The following is a 17,887-nucleotide window of genomic DNA, read 5'->3' as shown; positions in this document are numbered from 1 at the left end:
TGTAATATTAGGGTAACAACTAGCAAATACTAATAAGGGAAAGGATGAGGAAAATGGGCTATTTTCAAGATGATGATAAAAATAATGATTTATTAAAAAATGATGAAATACAGAAGTCACCTCTTCAGGAGCGACTCGAACAAGAGGAGCGAGAAACGCAAGAGAAACGTCATAAAAAGAAAGGCGGTGGCGGAGGTAAAGGTGGTTATTTATTTACCGGTTTTATCGGCGTCATCATTGGGGCTTTACTCGTTTGGCTCATGATGCCTGGACTTGTTAATCAAATGCCTGGTACAACAACAAGTAGCGCAGGTAATGGTAATAAAAATGAAACAACCATTAATCAAGTTGCAACAGAAGTGACAACTGATGTTACGAAAGCAGTTGATAAGGCTTCAGGGGCCGTTGTAGGGATTACAAATATTCAAGAAGTGAAAAGTGGAGGATTCTGGAACCCGACAACCACGTCAGAAGAGGCTGCAGGGAGTGGTTCAGGTGTTATTTACAAAGTTCAAGGCGATAAAGCATTTATCGTGACAAATAACCATGTTATTGAAGGTGCAAAGCAGTTAGAAGTAACAATGCCAGATGGTTCGAAAGAAGTGGCACAATTAGTTGGTCGCGATGTTTGGACAGACTTAGCAGTCATTTCAATCAGCTCTAAAGATGTTAAGACAGTAGCGACATTTGGTAACTCTGATGTATTAAAACAAGGTGAAACAGTAATTGCGATTGGTAACCCACTGGGCTTAGAATTCTATGGTTCTGTTACTACAGGTGTTGTTTCTGGTAAGGATCGTTCTGTACCAGTTGACATAAACAATGATGGCACTATAGATTGGCAACAAGAAGTATTACAAACAGACGCAGCAATCAATCCTGGTAATAGTGGTGGTGCACTTGTAAACATTGCTGGTGAATTAGTCGGCATTAACTCCATGAAAATTGCACAATCCTCTGTTGAGGGTTTAGGCTTCTCCATTCCGATTAACTCAGCAATTCCTATTATCGAGGAATTAGAGAAAAATGGTGAAATGAAACGTCCAACAATGGGTATTAAAATATTAGCAGACTTAACGGATATTCCGTCATTCTATCAACAAAATTTAAAATTGCCAAATGATGTTACAAAAGGTGTTGTTATTGATAATGTTGTGCCTAACTCTCCAGCTGCAAAAGCAGGCATTCAACAATACGATGTAATAGTTGAAATGGATGGCGAAAAAATCGAAACATCAATCGATTTGCGCAAGCATTTATATATTAACAAAAAAATTGGTGATAAATTGACGATGAAAGTATACCGCCAAGGTAAATTAGTGGATCTATCACTAACATTAACAAATAGCGATTCATTGTAAATTAGAAATCAGTGGAGATTATAAGATCTCCACTGATTTTTTTTTGTGAATTTAAAGATATTATTTATCATCAAAAGTTGATACTAATATTTGTTATCATGTATGCCATTTTTATAAGTTGATTGGAGTGGAGGCTGGGTGACTCCTTGGGGATCAGCAATAGAGGAACGAAGGCTAAAGCCATCACGTCCTGTGATAACGCCTTCGTGACCAACCTAGGTGCTGTCGCTTCGTTGCACTACGCTTTCGCGCAAAAAACATCTGTTGGCCCGAGGCCCTGGAGCGAGCATCGCGAGTGAAGCAGCTCATAGGACGCCCGTAGGAAAGCACCCATCCGGAACGGGAAATCAACCCCACATTATTAATGATGCGTTAAAAATATTCGAAGGCATCGAATGAATTATTAAGGATGATTTAGAAAATATTGTGGATAACTAGAAAATTGTGAATAATAACATATACACTGCGAGTGGCGGTAGAAAGCCATTCTTCCATACTCGCCTGACCTTTGTTACAATAGATTGTGGATAACATAGACTGAATTGTGAATAAGTTTGTGGAAATTTCGGAAAATAAGAAGAGGTGCAAAAATGGAAAAATACAGCTGTGAAAACCATATAGAACACGCTTTAGACATGTTTGTGGCTGAGCAAAAAGAGTTCCCAATTATGGATAAAATCGAAGAGGATAAAAAGTTATCCACAAAATGTAGCTACTGTGAACGACCTGCAGAATATCTTGTATCAAGTAAATAACTTTACACAAGATATAGGAATCACTTGTGGATATGTTGATAACTTTTGTGGATAATTTGTTTGTAAATGAAATGTAAAGGTGGATAACGTGTGAATATAACGATTGTATCAGTCGGAAAACTAAAAGAAAAGTACTTAAAAATGGGAATAGATGAATACGTAAAACGTCTCGGTGGCTACGCAAAAATGGATTTAATTGAAGTACCAGATGAAAAAGCACCCGAGCAGCTAAGCGAAGCAGAGATGGAAATTGTAAAGAAAAAAGAGGGTGAACGTATTCTATCTAAAATCAGCCCAGATACATACGTTATCGCCCTAGCCATTAACGGCAAAATGAAAACCTCTGAACAAATGTCGGCAGATCTCGAATCCCTCATGACCTACGGCAAAAGTAAAATCGCGTTCGTCATTGGCGGCTCCCTTGGTTTACATGATGATGTGTTGAAACGTGCTGATGAACAACAATCCTTTGGAAAAATGACATTACCGCATCAGCTAATGAAGCTTGTTTTGGTGGAGCAGATTTATAGAAGTTTTAGGATTATGAAGGGAGAACCGTATCATAAGTAAGTGCGGTTTTATTATGCATCTAGTAGGAGATAATCTTTTTAAAGGGATTGCTTTATAATAAATACCAAAAAGAGAAATTGCGCTGTGCAATTTCTCTTTTTGCTTGAACTGAAATTAAATTATAACTCGGTAATTTCATTATGACCGTTGCCATTACCATTACCATTGCCATTGCCATTGCCATTGCCATTGCCGTTGCCGTTGCCATTGCCATTGCCATTCCCTGGCTTTACAACCAACACATCAAATGTTAGTGTATGCTCACCATACGTTACCGTAATCGTCGTTTTACCTTGACCTTTTCCTTTTACAGCCCCTGCTTTTACAGTAGCTATTTTATCATTCGCTACTTCGTAGGTTGCAAGCTTTGTAACATCTTTTTCTGTTGTTTTACCATCAAAAGTAGTTACTTCAGTAATCTTAACTGTAACTTCTTTACCTATTCTAGTTTCAACCTGAGCTTGGTCAATTTCTAGTGTTACTATTGGTTCTTTTACAACAGATGCTTTAACTGTCACATTTACAGTAACTTTATTATCACCGTATGAAATAGTAATTGTAGTCGTGCCCTCACCTACTGCAGTTACTAAGCCATTTACTATTGTTGCAATATTTTCATCTCCAACAACATAAGTAGCTTTTGAAGTTACGTCTTCCTCTGTTGCCTCACCTTCTGCAGGCGTTGACGTTTCTGTTACCGTAAGTTGTGCAGTTTCTCCAGCTGTTAGGTCTAGCTTAGTTGGATTTACAGAAAGTGCTACTACTGGTTCTACTACTTCTTTTTCATATATCAATGCTTCACCAACATTCCCGGCTGCGTCATTAATTATTACTGATACAGCATTAGTTTCTGCTGTTACTGGGAATGTGAAGCTACCGTCTTGATTTAATTCAAAAGCAACTGGCGCTTGTACTTCGCCATTTACCGTCGAAATATAGGAAGCTTTTAATTTATCATTTAAATTGTAATTTAAACCGTATAAATATAACTCTTCATTGTAGTCGATATACTTATCTGTTACCTGTCCTGTAGCGACACCTTCAGCTACTGAACCAGTAATTTCTGGTTTAGTCGTTTTCACGAAAATTGGTCCAACATAACCGGAAACTACTCCTGATGCTGCAAGACCGGTGAAGTCAATTGTATACAGGCCATCTGGAATCGTTGTGGCAGGTTCTGATCCCCATGGTTTGTACTGCCCACCAACATTCAGCGTATAAGAGCCTTTTCCTAGCGCAGTACCTGCATGTAGATAACCAATGTAGCCGTCTCCGTATTCGCCACCTTCAGGATTCATAATATCCCAAAGCTCGATATAGTTAGTTGTTACATCTCCAGTTAAGGTGAATGAAAGTACAGCTGAGTCTTTCACTCCATCTCCGTTAAAGGATAGGTCTGTTTCTGTAATCTTAAAATCTTTAAGTTCAGTTACTGCCGCGCCCCCAAAGTCAGCTGCAAATGGCAATGAGATTTCTGTATCTCCACCGCTGATGTAAATATACCCTAGTATTTCAGAGCCTTTTGGTGCCGTAGCTTGTGAAGCAGTTAATGTAATATTTAAAACTTGCTCACCAACTAGATTGAATGTCGGCTGATCTACTGTAACAGTTGCATCACCAAATGTTTTTGTCACATCAATTGATACGTTATAATTGCCGCCGTTCCCTTTAATATCTTTTACTAAAACTTGTTTCGTTACAGAAATATCCCGGTCTTTAAGTGATTGTGGACCGAAAGTAACTGTACCTTTCAAGTTTTCTGTAACTGCACCAGTTCCATCTAAAATTGCGCTATCAAGTGCATAGGCAAGAATTTCCGGATGAACTGCTGCATAAGCATTTACACGCCCTGCCCCCTGAGAAAACACATCGTATGTTGTTTTATCTAAAACCTTTGCGGTGTTAGAAAGCGCCACTTTTACATCGAACGCGTTCCAATCAGGGTTTGCTTGTTTAATTAATGCAGCAATACCTGTAATATGTGGTGTTGCCATAGAAGTTCCTGTTTTACGATCATATGCTTCCCCATAATCTGCATCAGGGAAATCTTTTTTATACATTGGAATCGTTGACATAATGTTTGTTCCAGGTGCACTTACATCTGGTTTAATATCAAAGTTTGGTGTAGATGGTCCACGTGAACTTGAAGAGTTTACATCATCTCCTAGTGTCTTTGTGGAAGCAAATTTACTAAAGCTTACTTTTCCGGTTCCGCCTGCTAATGCAGCGCGAATTGCATCGCCATCTGTTTGGGACATATCAAATGTTGGCAGAAAATCAAATGAATCACCAAGGAATGTGCCTGAAATGTTCGGTGCACTCGTTCCACCAGCAAAGTTATGAATAATTGTTGCGACTGCTCCATTTGCCTTTGCATTCGCAATTTTATCAACGAATGCGATACTGCCACGAGAAATCAATGCCACTTTACCTTTTACATCAATTCCTTCAAAGTCTTTTATTTCCCCGTTTCCAGGAACAGCAACTAGGTCAAATTCTCCTTGAAGCTGTGTTGCTAAATTTTTCGCAAAAGTGGTTCCCATTAATGGAAGCTGTTTTGTTAAGTTGTAGTTGCCAACTGTAACATTCACTTCCCCGTTATACATTGTTTCAGGATTTGATGTGTTACCAACAGCAATTCCTAAACGAGCGGTTGCAGGCGTGCCCATTGTTCCGCGATTTGGACCATCGTTCCCTGTTGCAATTACTCCGATTGTTCCAGCCATCATTGCATTATTAATAGCAAATGAACCGGCATCCGTTTCAGAGTTAGCTCCCCCGCCAAGTGAAAGGTTGATAACGTCCATTTTTTCTATTACAGCAGTTTCAATTGCTTTAACAATACCAGATGTAGCTCCACTTCCGTACGCCCCAAGAACACGGTAAGCATAAAGGTCTACTTTTGGAGCTATTCCTTTAATACCGAATTCGTTAGCTCCGATTGCTGCAATTATTCCAGCAACATGTGTACCGTGAGAAGTATAGAACGAGCTTCCCTTTTCATTAAATTCAGGTGTCCCTACTGGACGCTCCGAGGGCAATGTTTCCGATGCATCGTTATCTGCCCGAGGCTTCGTGTAAGTTGCTGAATATGGAATGAAGTTTTTCCCACCCTTGTAAACCCCAGCAAACTCAGGGTGATCTGCATCAATACCAGTATCTAATACTGCTACTTTTATTCCTTGTCCTTCAATTCCTTCCTTCCAAAGCTGTTCGATGCCAAGGAAAGAATTACTTGTATTCATTTGAGCTTCTAATTGATCTTCCTTAATAAGTTCCGATGATTTCATCTTATTATCTTCTGATGCATAAACAATTGCATCAGGTTCGATTAATGTAATTCCTTCTACTGTAAGCAGTTTCGGGAGATCACTTGCTTTCATAGTTGCCGCAAAACCGTTTAAAACAGTATCAAATGTGTATCCTTGAGTCATCTGAACTTTTTTAGTAGCTAACTCTTTTTTAACTTTTGCTTGTTGTGCTTTTACATTTGAACGAACTTCATTTGCTCGGGCATTAGAGAATTTTTGGCCTTTGACTTGGCTCATTCCTTGCTCTAGTGCCACAGGCTTTTCAGATAAATGAATGATGACTGCAACATCTTGATTGCCTGATACATTTTGTAAGCTTTCGTGTAGAGTTGGACCATCTTTAGACAAGCTTAGCTGTTCAGCGATAGCAGCCTTTAGTTGAATTATACTTTCACTTTGACTATCCTGCTTGAATGGTTTCGATTCTTCAGCACTAGCACTCGACAATGGAACCAATAGAGAAAGCACCATAACGAAAGTTAGAATACTACTTAAGAACTTCGTAAACTTAAACTTTTTCAAATCTCATTTCCCCCTCTGCTTTTAGTTGTCACACTTTGCGATTTAGTGTGATATTTCCAATTTATCACAAGGGGACCAATCCGAATATCCTAATATTTAAATATTCTGAATTATTGATAATTAGTATCAGATTATCAAAGATAGATTAAATCTATCTTCCTAGTAATTTAATAAAAAAGTAGAACTTTCAAATGAGAAATGACTACAGTAATTCATTATTTTTTTCAATTAATCCTATCAAGGCAACAGTTGTAGGCATAGTCGGTGGTGTAGTTGCTTATAGAAAATTCATGTCCGTAAACTAGCAAAAAAGAAGGTACAAGAAAAAATCTTGTACCTTCTTTTTTTATGTTGTCGCGATTTCCGCAATTTCTGCACCCACATGTACGGGTGGTTTACGATCTTTCCATGGAGCAGATTCTTCTAATTGTTTCCCAAGCTGTAGAAGGGTTAACTCATCTGCGAAGCGTCCTGTAAATTGTAGCCCGATAGGTAAGCCAGACGCACTCATCGCAAGTGGCAACGATAACGATGGTTGACCTGTTGCGTTAAACAAATTGGTAAACGGCGCGTATGTGAATAGTTGCTCTGTCCATTCAATCGCCGAGATGTTTGGATTATCCGCATTTAGCTCACCAATTTTCGCTGGTAATGTGCCGATTGTTGGACTTAAAAGCACATCATAATCTGCAAAGAATGTCGCTACTTGACGTGATACAAGTGCATTCGTATTAATGGCTTCTAAAAGTGCGCTAGCTTTTAAGTCTTTGCCATATTCATAGCATTGCCAAATGGCTGCTTCGATATTATCGCGTGAAGGTGTTTTACCTGTTAATTCCGCTGCCCCCACAATCATTTTATAAATATTCGCTGTCCAAATATCTACCGTTGCACGTGAAAATGGTGCTTGGTCGTAAACTGGTCGAGCTTCGACTACTTCATGCCCTAATTCTTCTAATAATTTTACGGCCTTATGTACGGCCTCGATACATTCCGGATCAACGAATGCACCAGAATTTGTTTCTGTTGTCCAGGCGATCTTCAGTGGAAGTACCTTTTGCTGAATGGCTTTACTGTACGGCATTTTTGGACTTTGAATAATCGAGTAGCATCCTAAGTCTGGTCCAGCTACTTGGTCCAGTAATGTAGCGGTATCACGAATGGTTTTTGTCAACGCAAATTCAATGGCTAGTCCATTTAATGCCTCACTATTATAAGGCCCCATTGGCACGCGACCACGTGAAGGCTTTAAGCCAACGACACCACTGCATGATGCAGGAATTCGAATGGATCCGCCTCCATCATTACCATGTGCGATTGGGACGATACCACTTGCGACAGAAGCACCTGCACCGCCACTTGAACCACCAGGGCTATGGTTTAGATTCCATGGGTTACGTGTTGGACCATAAATGACAGCTTCCGTTGCTGCATTATAGCCGAACTCTGGTGTTGTGGTAGTACCGCTTAACACAAAACCAGCGTTTTTAAAACGTTTCATTAATTCACTATCGACAGACATTACAGCATTTTCTGCAACACGACTGCCCATACTATGTGGCACACCTTCTGCATGGAGTACAACTTCTTTAATTAAAAATGGGACACCTGCAAATGGTTGATTATCATTTAAAGTTGAAACTGCTTTTTCAGCTTGTTCCTCTAACACGCTAACAACGGCATTAATCGAAGGGTTAACCTTATCAATACCTTGTAGCGCTAATTTTGTAAGTTCTTGTGGTGTCACTTGCTTTGTTTTTACTAACTCCGCTAATCCAAGACCGTCATATGAAGCATATTCTTGTAATTTCATCTGATCACCTCATTATAGTTTTGACTTACAAATTCATTTTAAATTGAGATGAAAAGAATTGATATTACCCGAAAGGATAATTTGTTTTTAACGAGAATATATGGATTTAAAATAGGGAATTGGGGGGGATTGATATTGTGTGAGCAAAAAGAGGTGAAGTATTTATTAGAAGCAACGTTTAAGATTTCGAATATGAATATGCAACAAACAAGTGAAGACTTTAAATTGAATATGTTGCAAGTATTGAGTGAATGTTTTCAATATGAGCATACGGTATTTTGGGAAGTTACGGATGGGGAGTTAAATGAACAGCCTATCTGTTTCAATGTAGAAACAGATACGGTACAAAATTATCTACATGAATATAAATATTATGATCCTTTACACCCAGTGAATATGCGAAACCAACCCGATATTCAATTAATGCAACGAAATGAAGTAATATCGATGAAGAAAAAGCGGTATTATGTTGAACGCTTTTTACAATTAAATGATTTTATAGATGAAATGGTTATGTATCTGTACAATCAGCAAAAGCCAACAGCGGCTATTGGCTTTTTGCGAAAAAAAGGGGAAACACCATTTACAGAGCAGGATAGTCAAAAGCTATTGTATGTAAAACGGACAATTGAAAATGTATATTTATTACATCAATATGTTCAGCCAGACGAGTCATTGCAAACTACACAACGTGAAAAAGAGTTGTTAATGTATTTATGTAAAGGATTTAAAAATGCAGAAATCGCCAATTATTTATATGTCAGCGAAAATACAGTAAAGAAGCATTTGCAAAATTTGTATCGAAAATTTCAAGTAACTTCCCGAACGCAGCTTGCATTAAAATACACAGAAAGCTTTCGAGCATAAAAATAAGATGTTGCCAATCGATAAAAACCAAGTGCTATTTTAACCCGAACAATCCACCACTTTATTTAGCAGATTTTTCGCATCCTATGTTAGAAAAATTTAAAATGATTATTTATAGCCCTATCCTGATATACTATCGAATTACACGAAAGATTGTTCAGCCCGTTCAATTTATTTATCTCCTTTAACGTCATTTAACCGACCGTTTACTTAAAAGAAGTGAAACTGTAAATAGGGTTTAAACTATAATAAATTTAACTTTTCAAGTAAGATTTAATTAACAAGAAAAGGTGGTGAGCTTGTGTTTGAAAGAATAGATGAAAAGAAGGCGGCATTGGATGCTAAGCGACCATTACCGAAATATACGGTGCAAAGTTTGCGTGAAAAGTTGTTTTTAGAATGGACGTATAACTCGAATGCAATCGAGGGTAATACGCTAACGATAAACGAAACTAAGGTAGTGCTTGAGGGAATTACTGTCGGAGGCAAAACGATGCGAGAGCATTTAGAAGTAATTAACCATCGAGATGCAATATCGTATGTTGAGGATATTGTGCGAAAAGAAGAGCCATTTTCAGAGTGGCAAATAAAAAATTTACATCGATTAGTGTTAAAGAGAATTGATGATGAGTATGCGGGCGTGTACCGAAATCAGCAAGTATTTACTTCGGGGGCAGTCCATACACCACCAGAGGCGATTAAGATTCAAGAACAGATGGATCAATTAATGAAATGGTATGAAGGGGATGCGCAAAGTTTACATCCAATAGAACGTGGTGCGATGCTGCATGCGATTTTTGTCGGTATCCATCCATTTATTGATGGTAACGGTCGAACTTCTAGATTGTTGTTAAACCTAGAGTTAATGAAATCAGGATATCCGCCAATTATTATTAAAGTAGAAAACCGACTAGCTTATTATAATGCTTTAGATAAAGCACATACGACTAAAGATTATCGTGATTTTATTGAACTAGTAGCTACGGAAGTAGAATCTTCATTAAACCTATATCTAAGCGCAGTATAAAAATAGAGCACTTTCATTTTATAGAGTAGACGATGTTATACAAAAAAACACGGAAATAAGAAAGGAGTCTTTCTAAAAAGTATGTACTTATTAGACAGATGGATCTTTATGCTGGATATGACTTGAAATCCAGCCGACGATGAGAGCGAGTAAAAGGTAAATGAGTAAAAACAATCCTTGTGCGGCTAAGTTTGACCAGCCCCAAGGGAACCAGCTTGTCAACGAACTATTGGGTTAACCTGGTCCGAAAAACGCTACTTTACACCAATTGCTAAGCAGTTTCGCCAATTTGTTGTAGAATACTTTTTAACAATTTCTCAAAATTGATGAAATGACCTCTAATATAAAAGAAAAAATAAGCTGTATAGAAAGTTTGATTTTTAATAACTTCTATACAGCTTATTTTTTTAAATCTTTATATAAAACATGCATCTCATTCATCGATCAACACGCTAAAAAAATGATCGTGTATGCCACAAACTTGTACTGGGCATAAACATAATCAAGATGCATGGTAAGAGCTATTATCGTTAACTTTTTATTGCTAAGCCACTAAAAGAAATCGGTCCAACAATATTTGCTTGTGTGTTAGGTGTAATGTTCTCAACAAAAACCTGATAGAAGCTAGTGCCAGCTGGTAAGTTGGAATCAATAGCTTGGAATGTAAAGATATAGTTTTGTTCTGAACCAGCTGATTCTGCGCCATTTTGAGTATTATAGATTTCTTTCCCGTTACGGAAGATTCTAAATACAAGTTGAGAAATATTTGTAACTCCCGTCACACCAACGCTTGCAAGTAGCTCAACGTTATTATTTCTTGAAGCGGTGCCTGGGATGTTTATTTGAATCGAAGCTAAAAGAACTCTAAATGGAGCCTGTGGAATTGGAAAAGCAGTTTCTGGGTTAAACGTACTTAGAGGTTCAGTTGCTTGGTAATCAAGAACTTGCGCCATTTTATCACCTCCTTTTGCTAGGATACTATAAGATATGTTCTATATTAGAGCTCCGATTGTGTAGTAAACTAAGCCGTGCTATTTTTTTAAACTTTGTTTAGTTAATCCGTTTTAGCCCTACTGAAATATGTTGTGTGTAAGCTCTCAAATTAAACTCATGTAGATTTATTAGGGAGAAGTTTTTCATAAGTTTGAGGAATAAAATATGTGAAAAGGTATGTGAACATAGTTGTTTTGCATACCTTTTTAGATGAGATGAATTTATATTTGAGGCAAATCTTCTTTGAAAGATGTGGTAGATATTCTTTTTACATTGAAATGAGCCAAATAAAATCATCCTCAATAATAATCTGAATGTCTAGACCAAGGCTAATCAATTTCTCAGCTTTTAATTGTTTCGTACTTATACCGCGACGTTTGTCCCCAAGAATAAGGAAATCTGTATCTTGCGTAACTGCCCCTTGCATAATCCCTCCATAAGCTCGTACTTTTTTCGCAGCTTCTGAACGTGTCATAGTGGAAAGGGCACCAGTAAAGACGATTTGTTTATTATAAAACGGATGCATCAAGCATTCGGATGGGTCAGAAAGTAAGATGACTTCTGTGTTGTCCTTATTGTTGTTCATGTTTACTCTCCTTAATTGAAATGAAAGATTTTTACCTGAATTCTAGGTGAGATTGATTGATAGGATGTAGGTAACAAAGGAATGTCTCTCTACATTTAAACTATTCATGAAGAATAGTATCATATAGATCCGTTCTTCATGAATATTTGTACCAATAGATAAAAAAGGTATGTGAATTTAAATTGATTTCGCACACTTTTTTCCAAAATAAGGATTTTATAAATATTGCCCGTACTAAGGAATAGAGAGAGAAAAAAAGTTCTTGTCCAAAAAGCTAGCCTATTAGCAAAGGAAAAATAAGGGCAAAAGGATAGAAAGCAATCATACTGCCAATAAAAAGATGGCTAAAGAAAATTTGTAGTCGATACGCTTTAGAGGAAATGTACTTGAAGGACCGTATCGAGTGCGATTAATTCTAGAAAGTGAAGTAAAAAGCTTTGCTAAAGGAAACCGATCATTTTAGACGGTCTCCTTTTTCTTAAACTTGTTCTTCACTCATTAATGCATAGATATTCACTAACTTTTCCGTACATATTTTCTGCACATTTTCCAATACTATATCTAGATTATTTATCAAATTTGCACGAAGGGAAGAGGCAAAATTGGCTAAGCACTCAGATATGAGCTGGAAACAGGATCATCCAAGCACTTTGTTTGGGAACTCTGTCCAAAAGGCAGAGCGTTTGTTGAAGCATGCAAAGTCACATCCGGAGGAGATAGCGCTTGAGCATGCTTTCAATCAAATCGAACATGCAGAAAATGCATTCATGAATGCAAAGCAATTTGGTGAGCATTTGGATACAGTCCAACAAAATAAAGAATACTTAGAGCAAATCAAGCAGCAATTACACGAAATGCATGGCAACCAGTAGATAGAAGAAATAAAAATAATGCTTTAAGCGGTTTAAGCCCTATAATCTAAAGGACTTAAGCCGCTTATTTTTATTCATTTTGTTTGCTTGTATATAATGCGCTGTTGGTCTTTATGTGAAATGTTGTACAGATGAGGAAACATAATGTTTTGAGTAACAGAATGTAATCCGTCGATTTGAAAAAGTATAGTTAGTAGAGAGCGTAACGCGGAAGATCGAACTCTTTCCTGGGAAATATTTTCTTTTGTTTTTAGTTAACACCAAACAATTATTGTATATGGTGTAGTTTGTGCAGGAATACTTCTTGTAGTAGGGCCATAAATAACAATTAAGTTTCGATTTGCGGGGCTTTTTGAAAAAGGTTGCCCATTTTTGAGCAAGATAAGTGTATAAGCAGAAAGATTTAGTTGTAATTGGCCATCACTACTCACTAATTGGTTATTAAAAAAGTCGACTTTGACATTTTGAAAGCTATTTTCCTTTACGACAACGAGGGCTCGATATTGAGGTGGATATATCAAAGGAACAGGTGCATTCCCATCATAATATCCAGTAATCTGATCACCGATTGTTACAATTTCTTGGTTTACAAAATAAGTAGAAGGTGAGACGACAAAATTAACGATGCCCTGAGTACTATCTTCTACCGTCATAAGTTTATAACAACCTTCCTTTTCTCCGTTTTGCCCGATCGGAAAATCATCAATCTGTGTAACGACCCCACGAAATGATTTAAAGTTTACCATTGCTATTCCTTTCTTTATAAAATCTAAATCGATCATTGGTGAGACAAAAGCTTTGATTATTGTTTACCCAAAGGAACTGATTTGAATTCAATTACTAAAAGAAAACCAATTTTATAATATAGTACAGCGTCATTTTAATTTATGTAACATCTCTAATTTGGGTGACAGATAATGATTTTATTTATCAAAGGTTAGGTTTCTATATGACATGAATCAATATATACTTAATTTACAAACTATAATGTTCTTTTTTCAAAGGAGGGGAGCCTATTGAAGTGGATTTCTAAAAATAAGAAACCCCTTTTACTATTCATCATTATTATTATTGTCATTGCTGGGATACTCGATATCAAATATGAAGGATTGTTCTTTCAACTATTACCAGAGTCTATTCAAAACCGTTTAGCTGACATTTTCTAGGACACAGAGGCTAGCTATAAAACTCTTTTATTCATAGTTGGAATTGGCTTTATAACTTCATTAGCAACAGCAGTATATTTCTTGTACTAACGATAGGTAGTAGATCCAGAAGATTGATTGTGGCTCTTTTGATTAAAATCTGTTGACATGGAGTTAACTCCATCTTTTAAAGTGAAAGTATTAAAAGAATGGGGTGATGTAAATGGATATTATTGTTTATGTATTGATAGGGGTATACGCATTATTAACAGGGATTGCAGGCTTGTATCAATGGAAAGAGCACGGATATCAAATACGAACATTCTTATTTGTACTTTTATCTATCGGTATTCTTGTAACGATATTTATACCAAACAAAGCTCTGGTACTGGTGTTGCTAATCCTTGAATTTGTATTGTTACATGTATTCGCAGTTGCGGAAGGGCTATTGACAAATAAACAACTAAGATATAGTCACCATATCGTTCGCTTCATATTCCATTGTATACTGCTATTATTGGTTTATAAATTTATAGTGTAGTAGGTGATGATCATAAAAATTGGTGAATTTGCTACATGTACGGATCTTAGTAAAGATACGATTCGTTATTACGAAAAAATGGGTCTATTACATCCGGAAATAAAAAACAAACATCGTGAGTATAACGAGGAACATATTGAAATCATTAGTGCAATTCTTAAACTAAAGCAATGTGGTTTTTCACTTCAAGAAATTAAAATGCTTTTTGAATGGTCGCAAAATACTGATGAAAATGATGAATTGACAGAAGCGGAAATTCAGAACGTTCAACAGCTGAAAATATTATTTCAAAATAAGTATAAGCAAATGCTTCAAAGAGAAAATGAGATTAAACAAATAAAGCAAGTCTTACTACGTGCTGATCATAAAATAGAGCAACTACTAGAAAAAAATAAAGGTTAGATGGGTGTTCTAATTAGAATAACGGCATCATTTTAAAAACAATTGAGATAATCATCTAATTGAACAAAAGATCCTGAAAACGACGGATATATTTCTTTATAACTAAAGGGAACATCAATAAAAAAGATAATGTTTTTTATAATTTAACACAGCTAATAATGCTGTGTTTTTTTCATTTACAAAGTTAAAGGTTTTTTTTGATAAATATTGAATATATGAGATATTCCAAAGCTCAATTTTTAAGAAAGGTGATGATAGTTTTATGGAAGAATGGCAAATGGCACTTGAAGAGTTTTTAAAAGATTGGAAGAACCGAAATGATGTTGTAGGGGCACTCGTATGTGGGAGCTATATAACGGGAGATCCTTCAAAGCTTTCTGATATAGATGTACATATTATTTTATCTGAAGATGTTGATTGGCGAGAGAGAGGGAATAGAATTGTTAAAGGTTTTCTTATAGAATATTTCGCTAATCCACCAAAACAAATTCGCAAATACTTTCAAGAAGATTTTCAAATCCATAGAACAATGTCCATGGTTCAATTCATTACAGGAAAGATTCTATTTGATAACACGGGAATACTTAATGAGTTAAAAATCGAAGCGGAACATTGGATAAACAATGACTATGATGAACTAAATAAAACAGTTTTAGAAATAAAAAAATATACACTATGGGATTCACTAGATAATTTAAAGGATTGTTTTGAACAACAAAGAGTGGATTTCCCTTTTGTGTATTTTAACTCATTAGCTAATTTATTTTCTGAGTACTGTCAGTTCTTAAAGTTAGAAAGCATTCCATACTATCAAGTACATTCTTATCTTATAGAGCCAGCATTTATTAAAAAATATCTAAAAAATGTTTTTCCTGATTCGATATTTAAAGAAATGTTTTTAAAAGCATTACTTGAAACGGACAAACAAAAGATGATGGAGGCATATGAAGAGGTAGTAAACCATGTATTTAATCAGATGGGTGGTTTCAAAATAGATGGTTGGAAAATAAAAAGCCCTGTCGAAAAATAGGATGAGATTCGGTTTTTTGGTTAGAATAAAAGAAATAAGTTTACGCTAGAAAGTATTAAGAAAATTCGGTGTGTTTTTATATGTAGTGGAGCTGGTGCAAAAACAAGACTGGTTCCATATTTTTATGTTATTATATAGATATAATATTAAAAAAATCCTCATTATTATATGAAAATGCTAGCCAATTTTAGGTCAATTATTCCATAAAACTTAAATAAAGGTTAGGTTTCTTTGTGGTGGAATAGGAGGTTTTTCTCTTGATTTATTAAGGGAAAGGCTCGAAAAATGCACATAACTCTCATATAGATAGTTGATATTTTAATCTTTATGTAATTATGATACACTGCAATAAGGTAATAATTGATACAGAAAAGGTGTACTCCTAGGTTACTCCTAGGCTTACTGAGACATCTAAGCAGGAGAGCTTTACATCCTTTCTGCAAATCTTAATATATAAGGAAGGTAAAAATGAGTAACAGACAAATTAAATCAGATGTTATCTTAATTGGTGCCGGAATCATGAGTGCTACTTTGGGAACAATGCTCAAAGAATTAGCGCCAGATTGGAAAATTACAGTGTTTGAGCAGCTCGATAAAGCTGGTGAAGAAAGTTCTCACGAATTAAATAATGCGGGAACTGGGCATGCGGCACTTTGTGAACTTAACTACACTTCAGAGAAAAAAGATGGATCAATCGATATTAGCAAAGCGATTAAAGTTAATGAGCAGTTCCAACTTTCAAAACAGTTTTGGTCTTATCTTGTGAACAACCAACTGATCAGTAATCCACAAGACTTTATTATGCCTTTACCTCATATGAGTTTAGTACAAGGTGCAGACAATGTAGAGTTTCTAAAAAAACGTCATGAAACGATGACAAAAAATCCTTTATTCCAAGGTATGGAATTTTCTGATAACCCAGAAAAACTAAAGGAATGGATTCCTCTTATTATGCAAGATCGTCCAGCAGATGAAGCTATCGCTGCGACAAAAATTGACACTGGTACAGACGTTAACTTTGGTGCATTAACACGTATGTTATTCGACCACTTAAAAACTCAAGACGTTGATATCAACTACAATCATAGTGTTGAAAGCATGAAACGTACTAGCGATGGTTCATGGGAAGTACGAGTGCACGACAAAAATGGCTGTAAAATGGAATACCATACAGCAAAATTTGTCTTCCTTGGAGCTGGTGGAGGAAGCCTAGAATTACTACAAAAATCAGGTATTCCTGAAGGAAAACATATTGGTGGATTCCCAATCAGTGGATTATTCTTAGTATGTAAAAACCAAGAAGTTGCTGAACAACATCATGCGAAAGTATACGGAAAAGCTAAAGTTGGTGCTCCACCAATGTCTGTTCCGCATCTTGATACACGCTATATTGATAACAAAAAATCTTTATTATTTGGACCGTTCGCAGGTTTCTCACCTAAGTTCTTAAAAACAGGTTCAAATATGGATTTATTTGCTTCTGTAAAACCGCATAATATTACAACGTTATTAGCGGCAGGGGTTAAAGAGATGGGATTAACAAAATATTTAATCCAACAACTTATGTTATCTAAAGAACAACGTATGGAAGAGCTACGTGATTTCATCCCGAATGCTAAGAGCGATGATTGGGATATTATTGTAGCTGGTCAACGTGTACAAGTTATTAAAGATACTGAAGCTGGTGGTAAAGGAACGCTTCAATTTGGTACGGAAGTTGTAAGTGCTTCTGATGGCTCAATTGCTGCATTACTTGGAGCTTCTCCTGGTGCTTCTACTGCCGTTCACGTTATGCTTGAGGTAATCAATAAATGCTTCCCTCAACATGTTAACGAGTGGGAGTCAAAACTTAAAGAAATGATCCCATCATACGGCAAATCATTAGTAGAAAATCCAGAGCTTCTTAAAGAAATTAACGAAACAACAGACGAAGCGCTTCGTTTAAAATAAAATTAGATGTAGAAACAAAGGATTTAAGCGTTTGTTTCTACAAAATAAAATAGAACCTTCATTCTAATTTTGGATGGAAGGTTCTATTTTTTTATTTCACAAATGGAGTTGCAGTGGGAATTTTCATCCATATTAACTAATA

General features: G+C 36.2%; 16 protein-coding genes and 1 pseudogene. 12 read left to right on the top strand and 5 right to left on the bottom strand.

Translation table 11 applies throughout. From position 1 onward, the window contains the following. Window positions 1-53: 53 nt before the first annotated feature. From ABH966_RS09865 to rlmH, 3 genes are all read left to right on the top strand, one after another. Window positions 54-1,361 carry a S1C family serine protease gene (locus ABH966_RS09865; RefSeq protein ID WP_370077903.1) on the top strand — a complete coding sequence of 436 codons (1,308 nt, stop codon included), beginning with the start codon at window positions 54-56 and terminating at the stop codon, window positions 1,359-1,361. A 590-nt stretch (window positions 1,362-1,951) separates the two neighbouring features. Further along, the gene (locus tag ABH966_RS09860; RefSeq protein ID WP_049662644.1) at window positions 1,952-2,116 is read left to right on the top strand and encodes a CxxH/CxxC protein; all 165 of its coding nucleotides are present in this window, start codon (window positions 1,952-1,954) and stop codon (window positions 2,114-2,116) included. Between the two features lie 90 nt (window positions 2,117-2,206). After that, window positions 2,207-2,686, top strand: a complete 480-nt coding sequence (gene rlmH / locus ABH966_RS09855; RefSeq protein WP_370077901.1) for a 23S rRNA (pseudouridine(1915)-N(3))-methyltransferase RlmH — start codon at window positions 2,207-2,209, stop codon at window positions 2,684-2,686. A gap of 119 nt (window positions 2,687-2,805) precedes the next feature. Here the strand turns inward: rlmH and ABH966_RS09850 are convergent, their stop codons facing one another. Continuing rightward, the gene (locus tag ABH966_RS09850; RefSeq protein WP_370077899.1) at window positions 2,806-6,519 is read right to left on the bottom strand and encodes a S8 family serine peptidase; all 3,714 of its coding nucleotides are present in this window, start codon (window positions 6,517-6,519) and stop codon (window positions 2,806-2,808) included. Between the two features lie 346 nt (window positions 6,520-6,865). Beyond that, window positions 6,866-8,332, bottom strand: coding sequence for an amidase (locus tag ABH966_RS09845; protein WP_370077897.1), 1,467 nt, complete (start codon window positions 8,330-8,332; stop codon window positions 6,866-6,868). Window positions 8,333-8,467: 135 nt separating this feature from the next. On the opposite strand from ABH966_RS09845, the gene ABH966_RS09840 reads away from it, so the two are divergent. The 3 genes and pseudogenes from ABH966_RS09840 to ABH966_RS09830 form a co-directional block, all read left to right on the top strand. Then, a complete protein-coding gene (locus tag ABH966_RS09840; protein ID WP_370077895.1) occupies window positions 8,468-9,199 on the top strand; it encodes a response regulator transcription factor in 732 nt (243 codons plus the stop codon). Between the two features lie 301 nt (window positions 9,200-9,500). Continuing rightward, the gene (locus tag ABH966_RS09835) at window positions 9,501-10,226 is read left to right on the top strand and encodes a Fic family protein (protein ID WP_370077893.1); all 726 of its coding nucleotides are present in this window, start codon (window positions 9,501-9,503) and stop codon (window positions 10,224-10,226) included. A 207-nt stretch (window positions 10,227-10,433) separates the two neighbouring features. Next, window positions 10,434-10,553: pseudogene (locus ABH966_RS09830) on the top strand (LysR family transcriptional regulator); the annotation flags it as partial. Between the two features lie 203 nt (window positions 10,554-10,756). On the opposite strand, the gene ABH966_RS09825 reads toward ABH966_RS09830, so the two are convergent. Together ABH966_RS09825 and ABH966_RS09820 are read right to left on the bottom strand one after the other, a co-directional pair. Next, entirely contained in the window at window positions 10,757-11,179 is a 423-nt protein-coding gene (locus tag ABH966_RS09825; protein ID WP_370077891.1) for an exosporium protein C, read from the bottom strand. A 308-nt stretch (window positions 11,180-11,487) separates the two neighbouring features. Beyond that, window positions 11,488-11,805, bottom strand: coding sequence for a BRCT domain-containing protein (locus ABH966_RS09820; protein WP_370077889.1), 318 nt, complete (start codon window positions 11,803-11,805; stop codon window positions 11,488-11,490). Between the two features lie 602 nt (window positions 11,806-12,407). Between ABH966_RS09820 and ABH966_RS09815 the strand changes: the two genes are divergently transcribed. Further along, window positions 12,408-12,677 carry a hypothetical protein gene (locus tag ABH966_RS09815; protein WP_370077887.1) on the top strand — a complete coding sequence of 90 codons (270 nt, stop codon included), beginning with the start codon at window positions 12,408-12,410 and terminating at the stop codon, window positions 12,675-12,677. Window positions 12,678-12,931: 254 nt separating this feature from the next. Here the strand turns inward: ABH966_RS09815 and ABH966_RS09810 are convergent, their stop codons facing one another. Further along, window positions 12,932-13,423, bottom strand: a complete 492-nt coding sequence (locus tag ABH966_RS09810; RefSeq protein ID WP_370077885.1) for a hypothetical protein — start codon at window positions 13,421-13,423, stop codon at window positions 12,932-12,934. A gap of 270 nt (window positions 13,424-13,693) precedes the next feature. Between ABH966_RS09810 and ABH966_RS09805 the strand changes: the two genes are divergently transcribed. The 5 genes from ABH966_RS09805 to ABH966_RS09785 all read left to right on the top strand — a co-directional run bounded on the left by ABH966_RS09805 (window position 13,694) and on the right by ABH966_RS09785 (window position 17,745). Then, complete coding sequence (locus tag ABH966_RS09805) at window positions 13,694-13,843, top strand: hypothetical protein (protein WP_370077883.1); 150 nt, start codon at window positions 13,694-13,696, stop codon at window positions 13,841-13,843. Window positions 13,844-14,045: 202 nt separating this feature from the next. After that, window positions 14,046-14,363: a hypothetical protein gene (locus tag ABH966_RS09800; protein ID WP_370077881.1), complete on the top strand. Its 318-nt coding sequence runs from the start codon at window positions 14,046-14,048 to the stop codon at window positions 14,361-14,363. Window positions 14,364-14,369: 6 nt separating this feature from the next. Continuing rightward, window positions 14,370-14,765, top strand: coding sequence for a MerR family transcriptional regulator (locus ABH966_RS09795; protein WP_370077879.1), 396 nt, complete (start codon window positions 14,370-14,372; stop codon window positions 14,763-14,765). A gap of 262 nt (window positions 14,766-15,027) precedes the next feature. After that, complete coding sequence (locus ABH966_RS09790) at window positions 15,028-15,795, top strand: nucleotidyltransferase domain-containing protein (protein ID WP_370077877.1); 768 nt, start codon at window positions 15,028-15,030, stop codon at window positions 15,793-15,795. 468 nt (window positions 15,796-16,263) lie between these two features. Then, window positions 16,264-17,745, top strand: a complete 1,482-nt coding sequence (locus ABH966_RS09785) for a malate:quinone oxidoreductase (protein WP_370077875.1) — start codon at window positions 16,264-16,266, stop codon at window positions 17,743-17,745. The last annotated feature ends 142 nt before the right edge of the window (window positions 17,746-17,887 follow it).

The sequence above is a fragment of the Lysinibacillus sp. RC46 genome (genome assembly GCF_041262385.1).
Taxonomy (GTDB): domain Bacteria; phylum Bacillota; class Bacilli; order Bacillales_A; family Planococcaceae; genus Lysinibacillus.
This window is presented reverse-complemented; position numbering and strand designations above follow the sequence as displayed.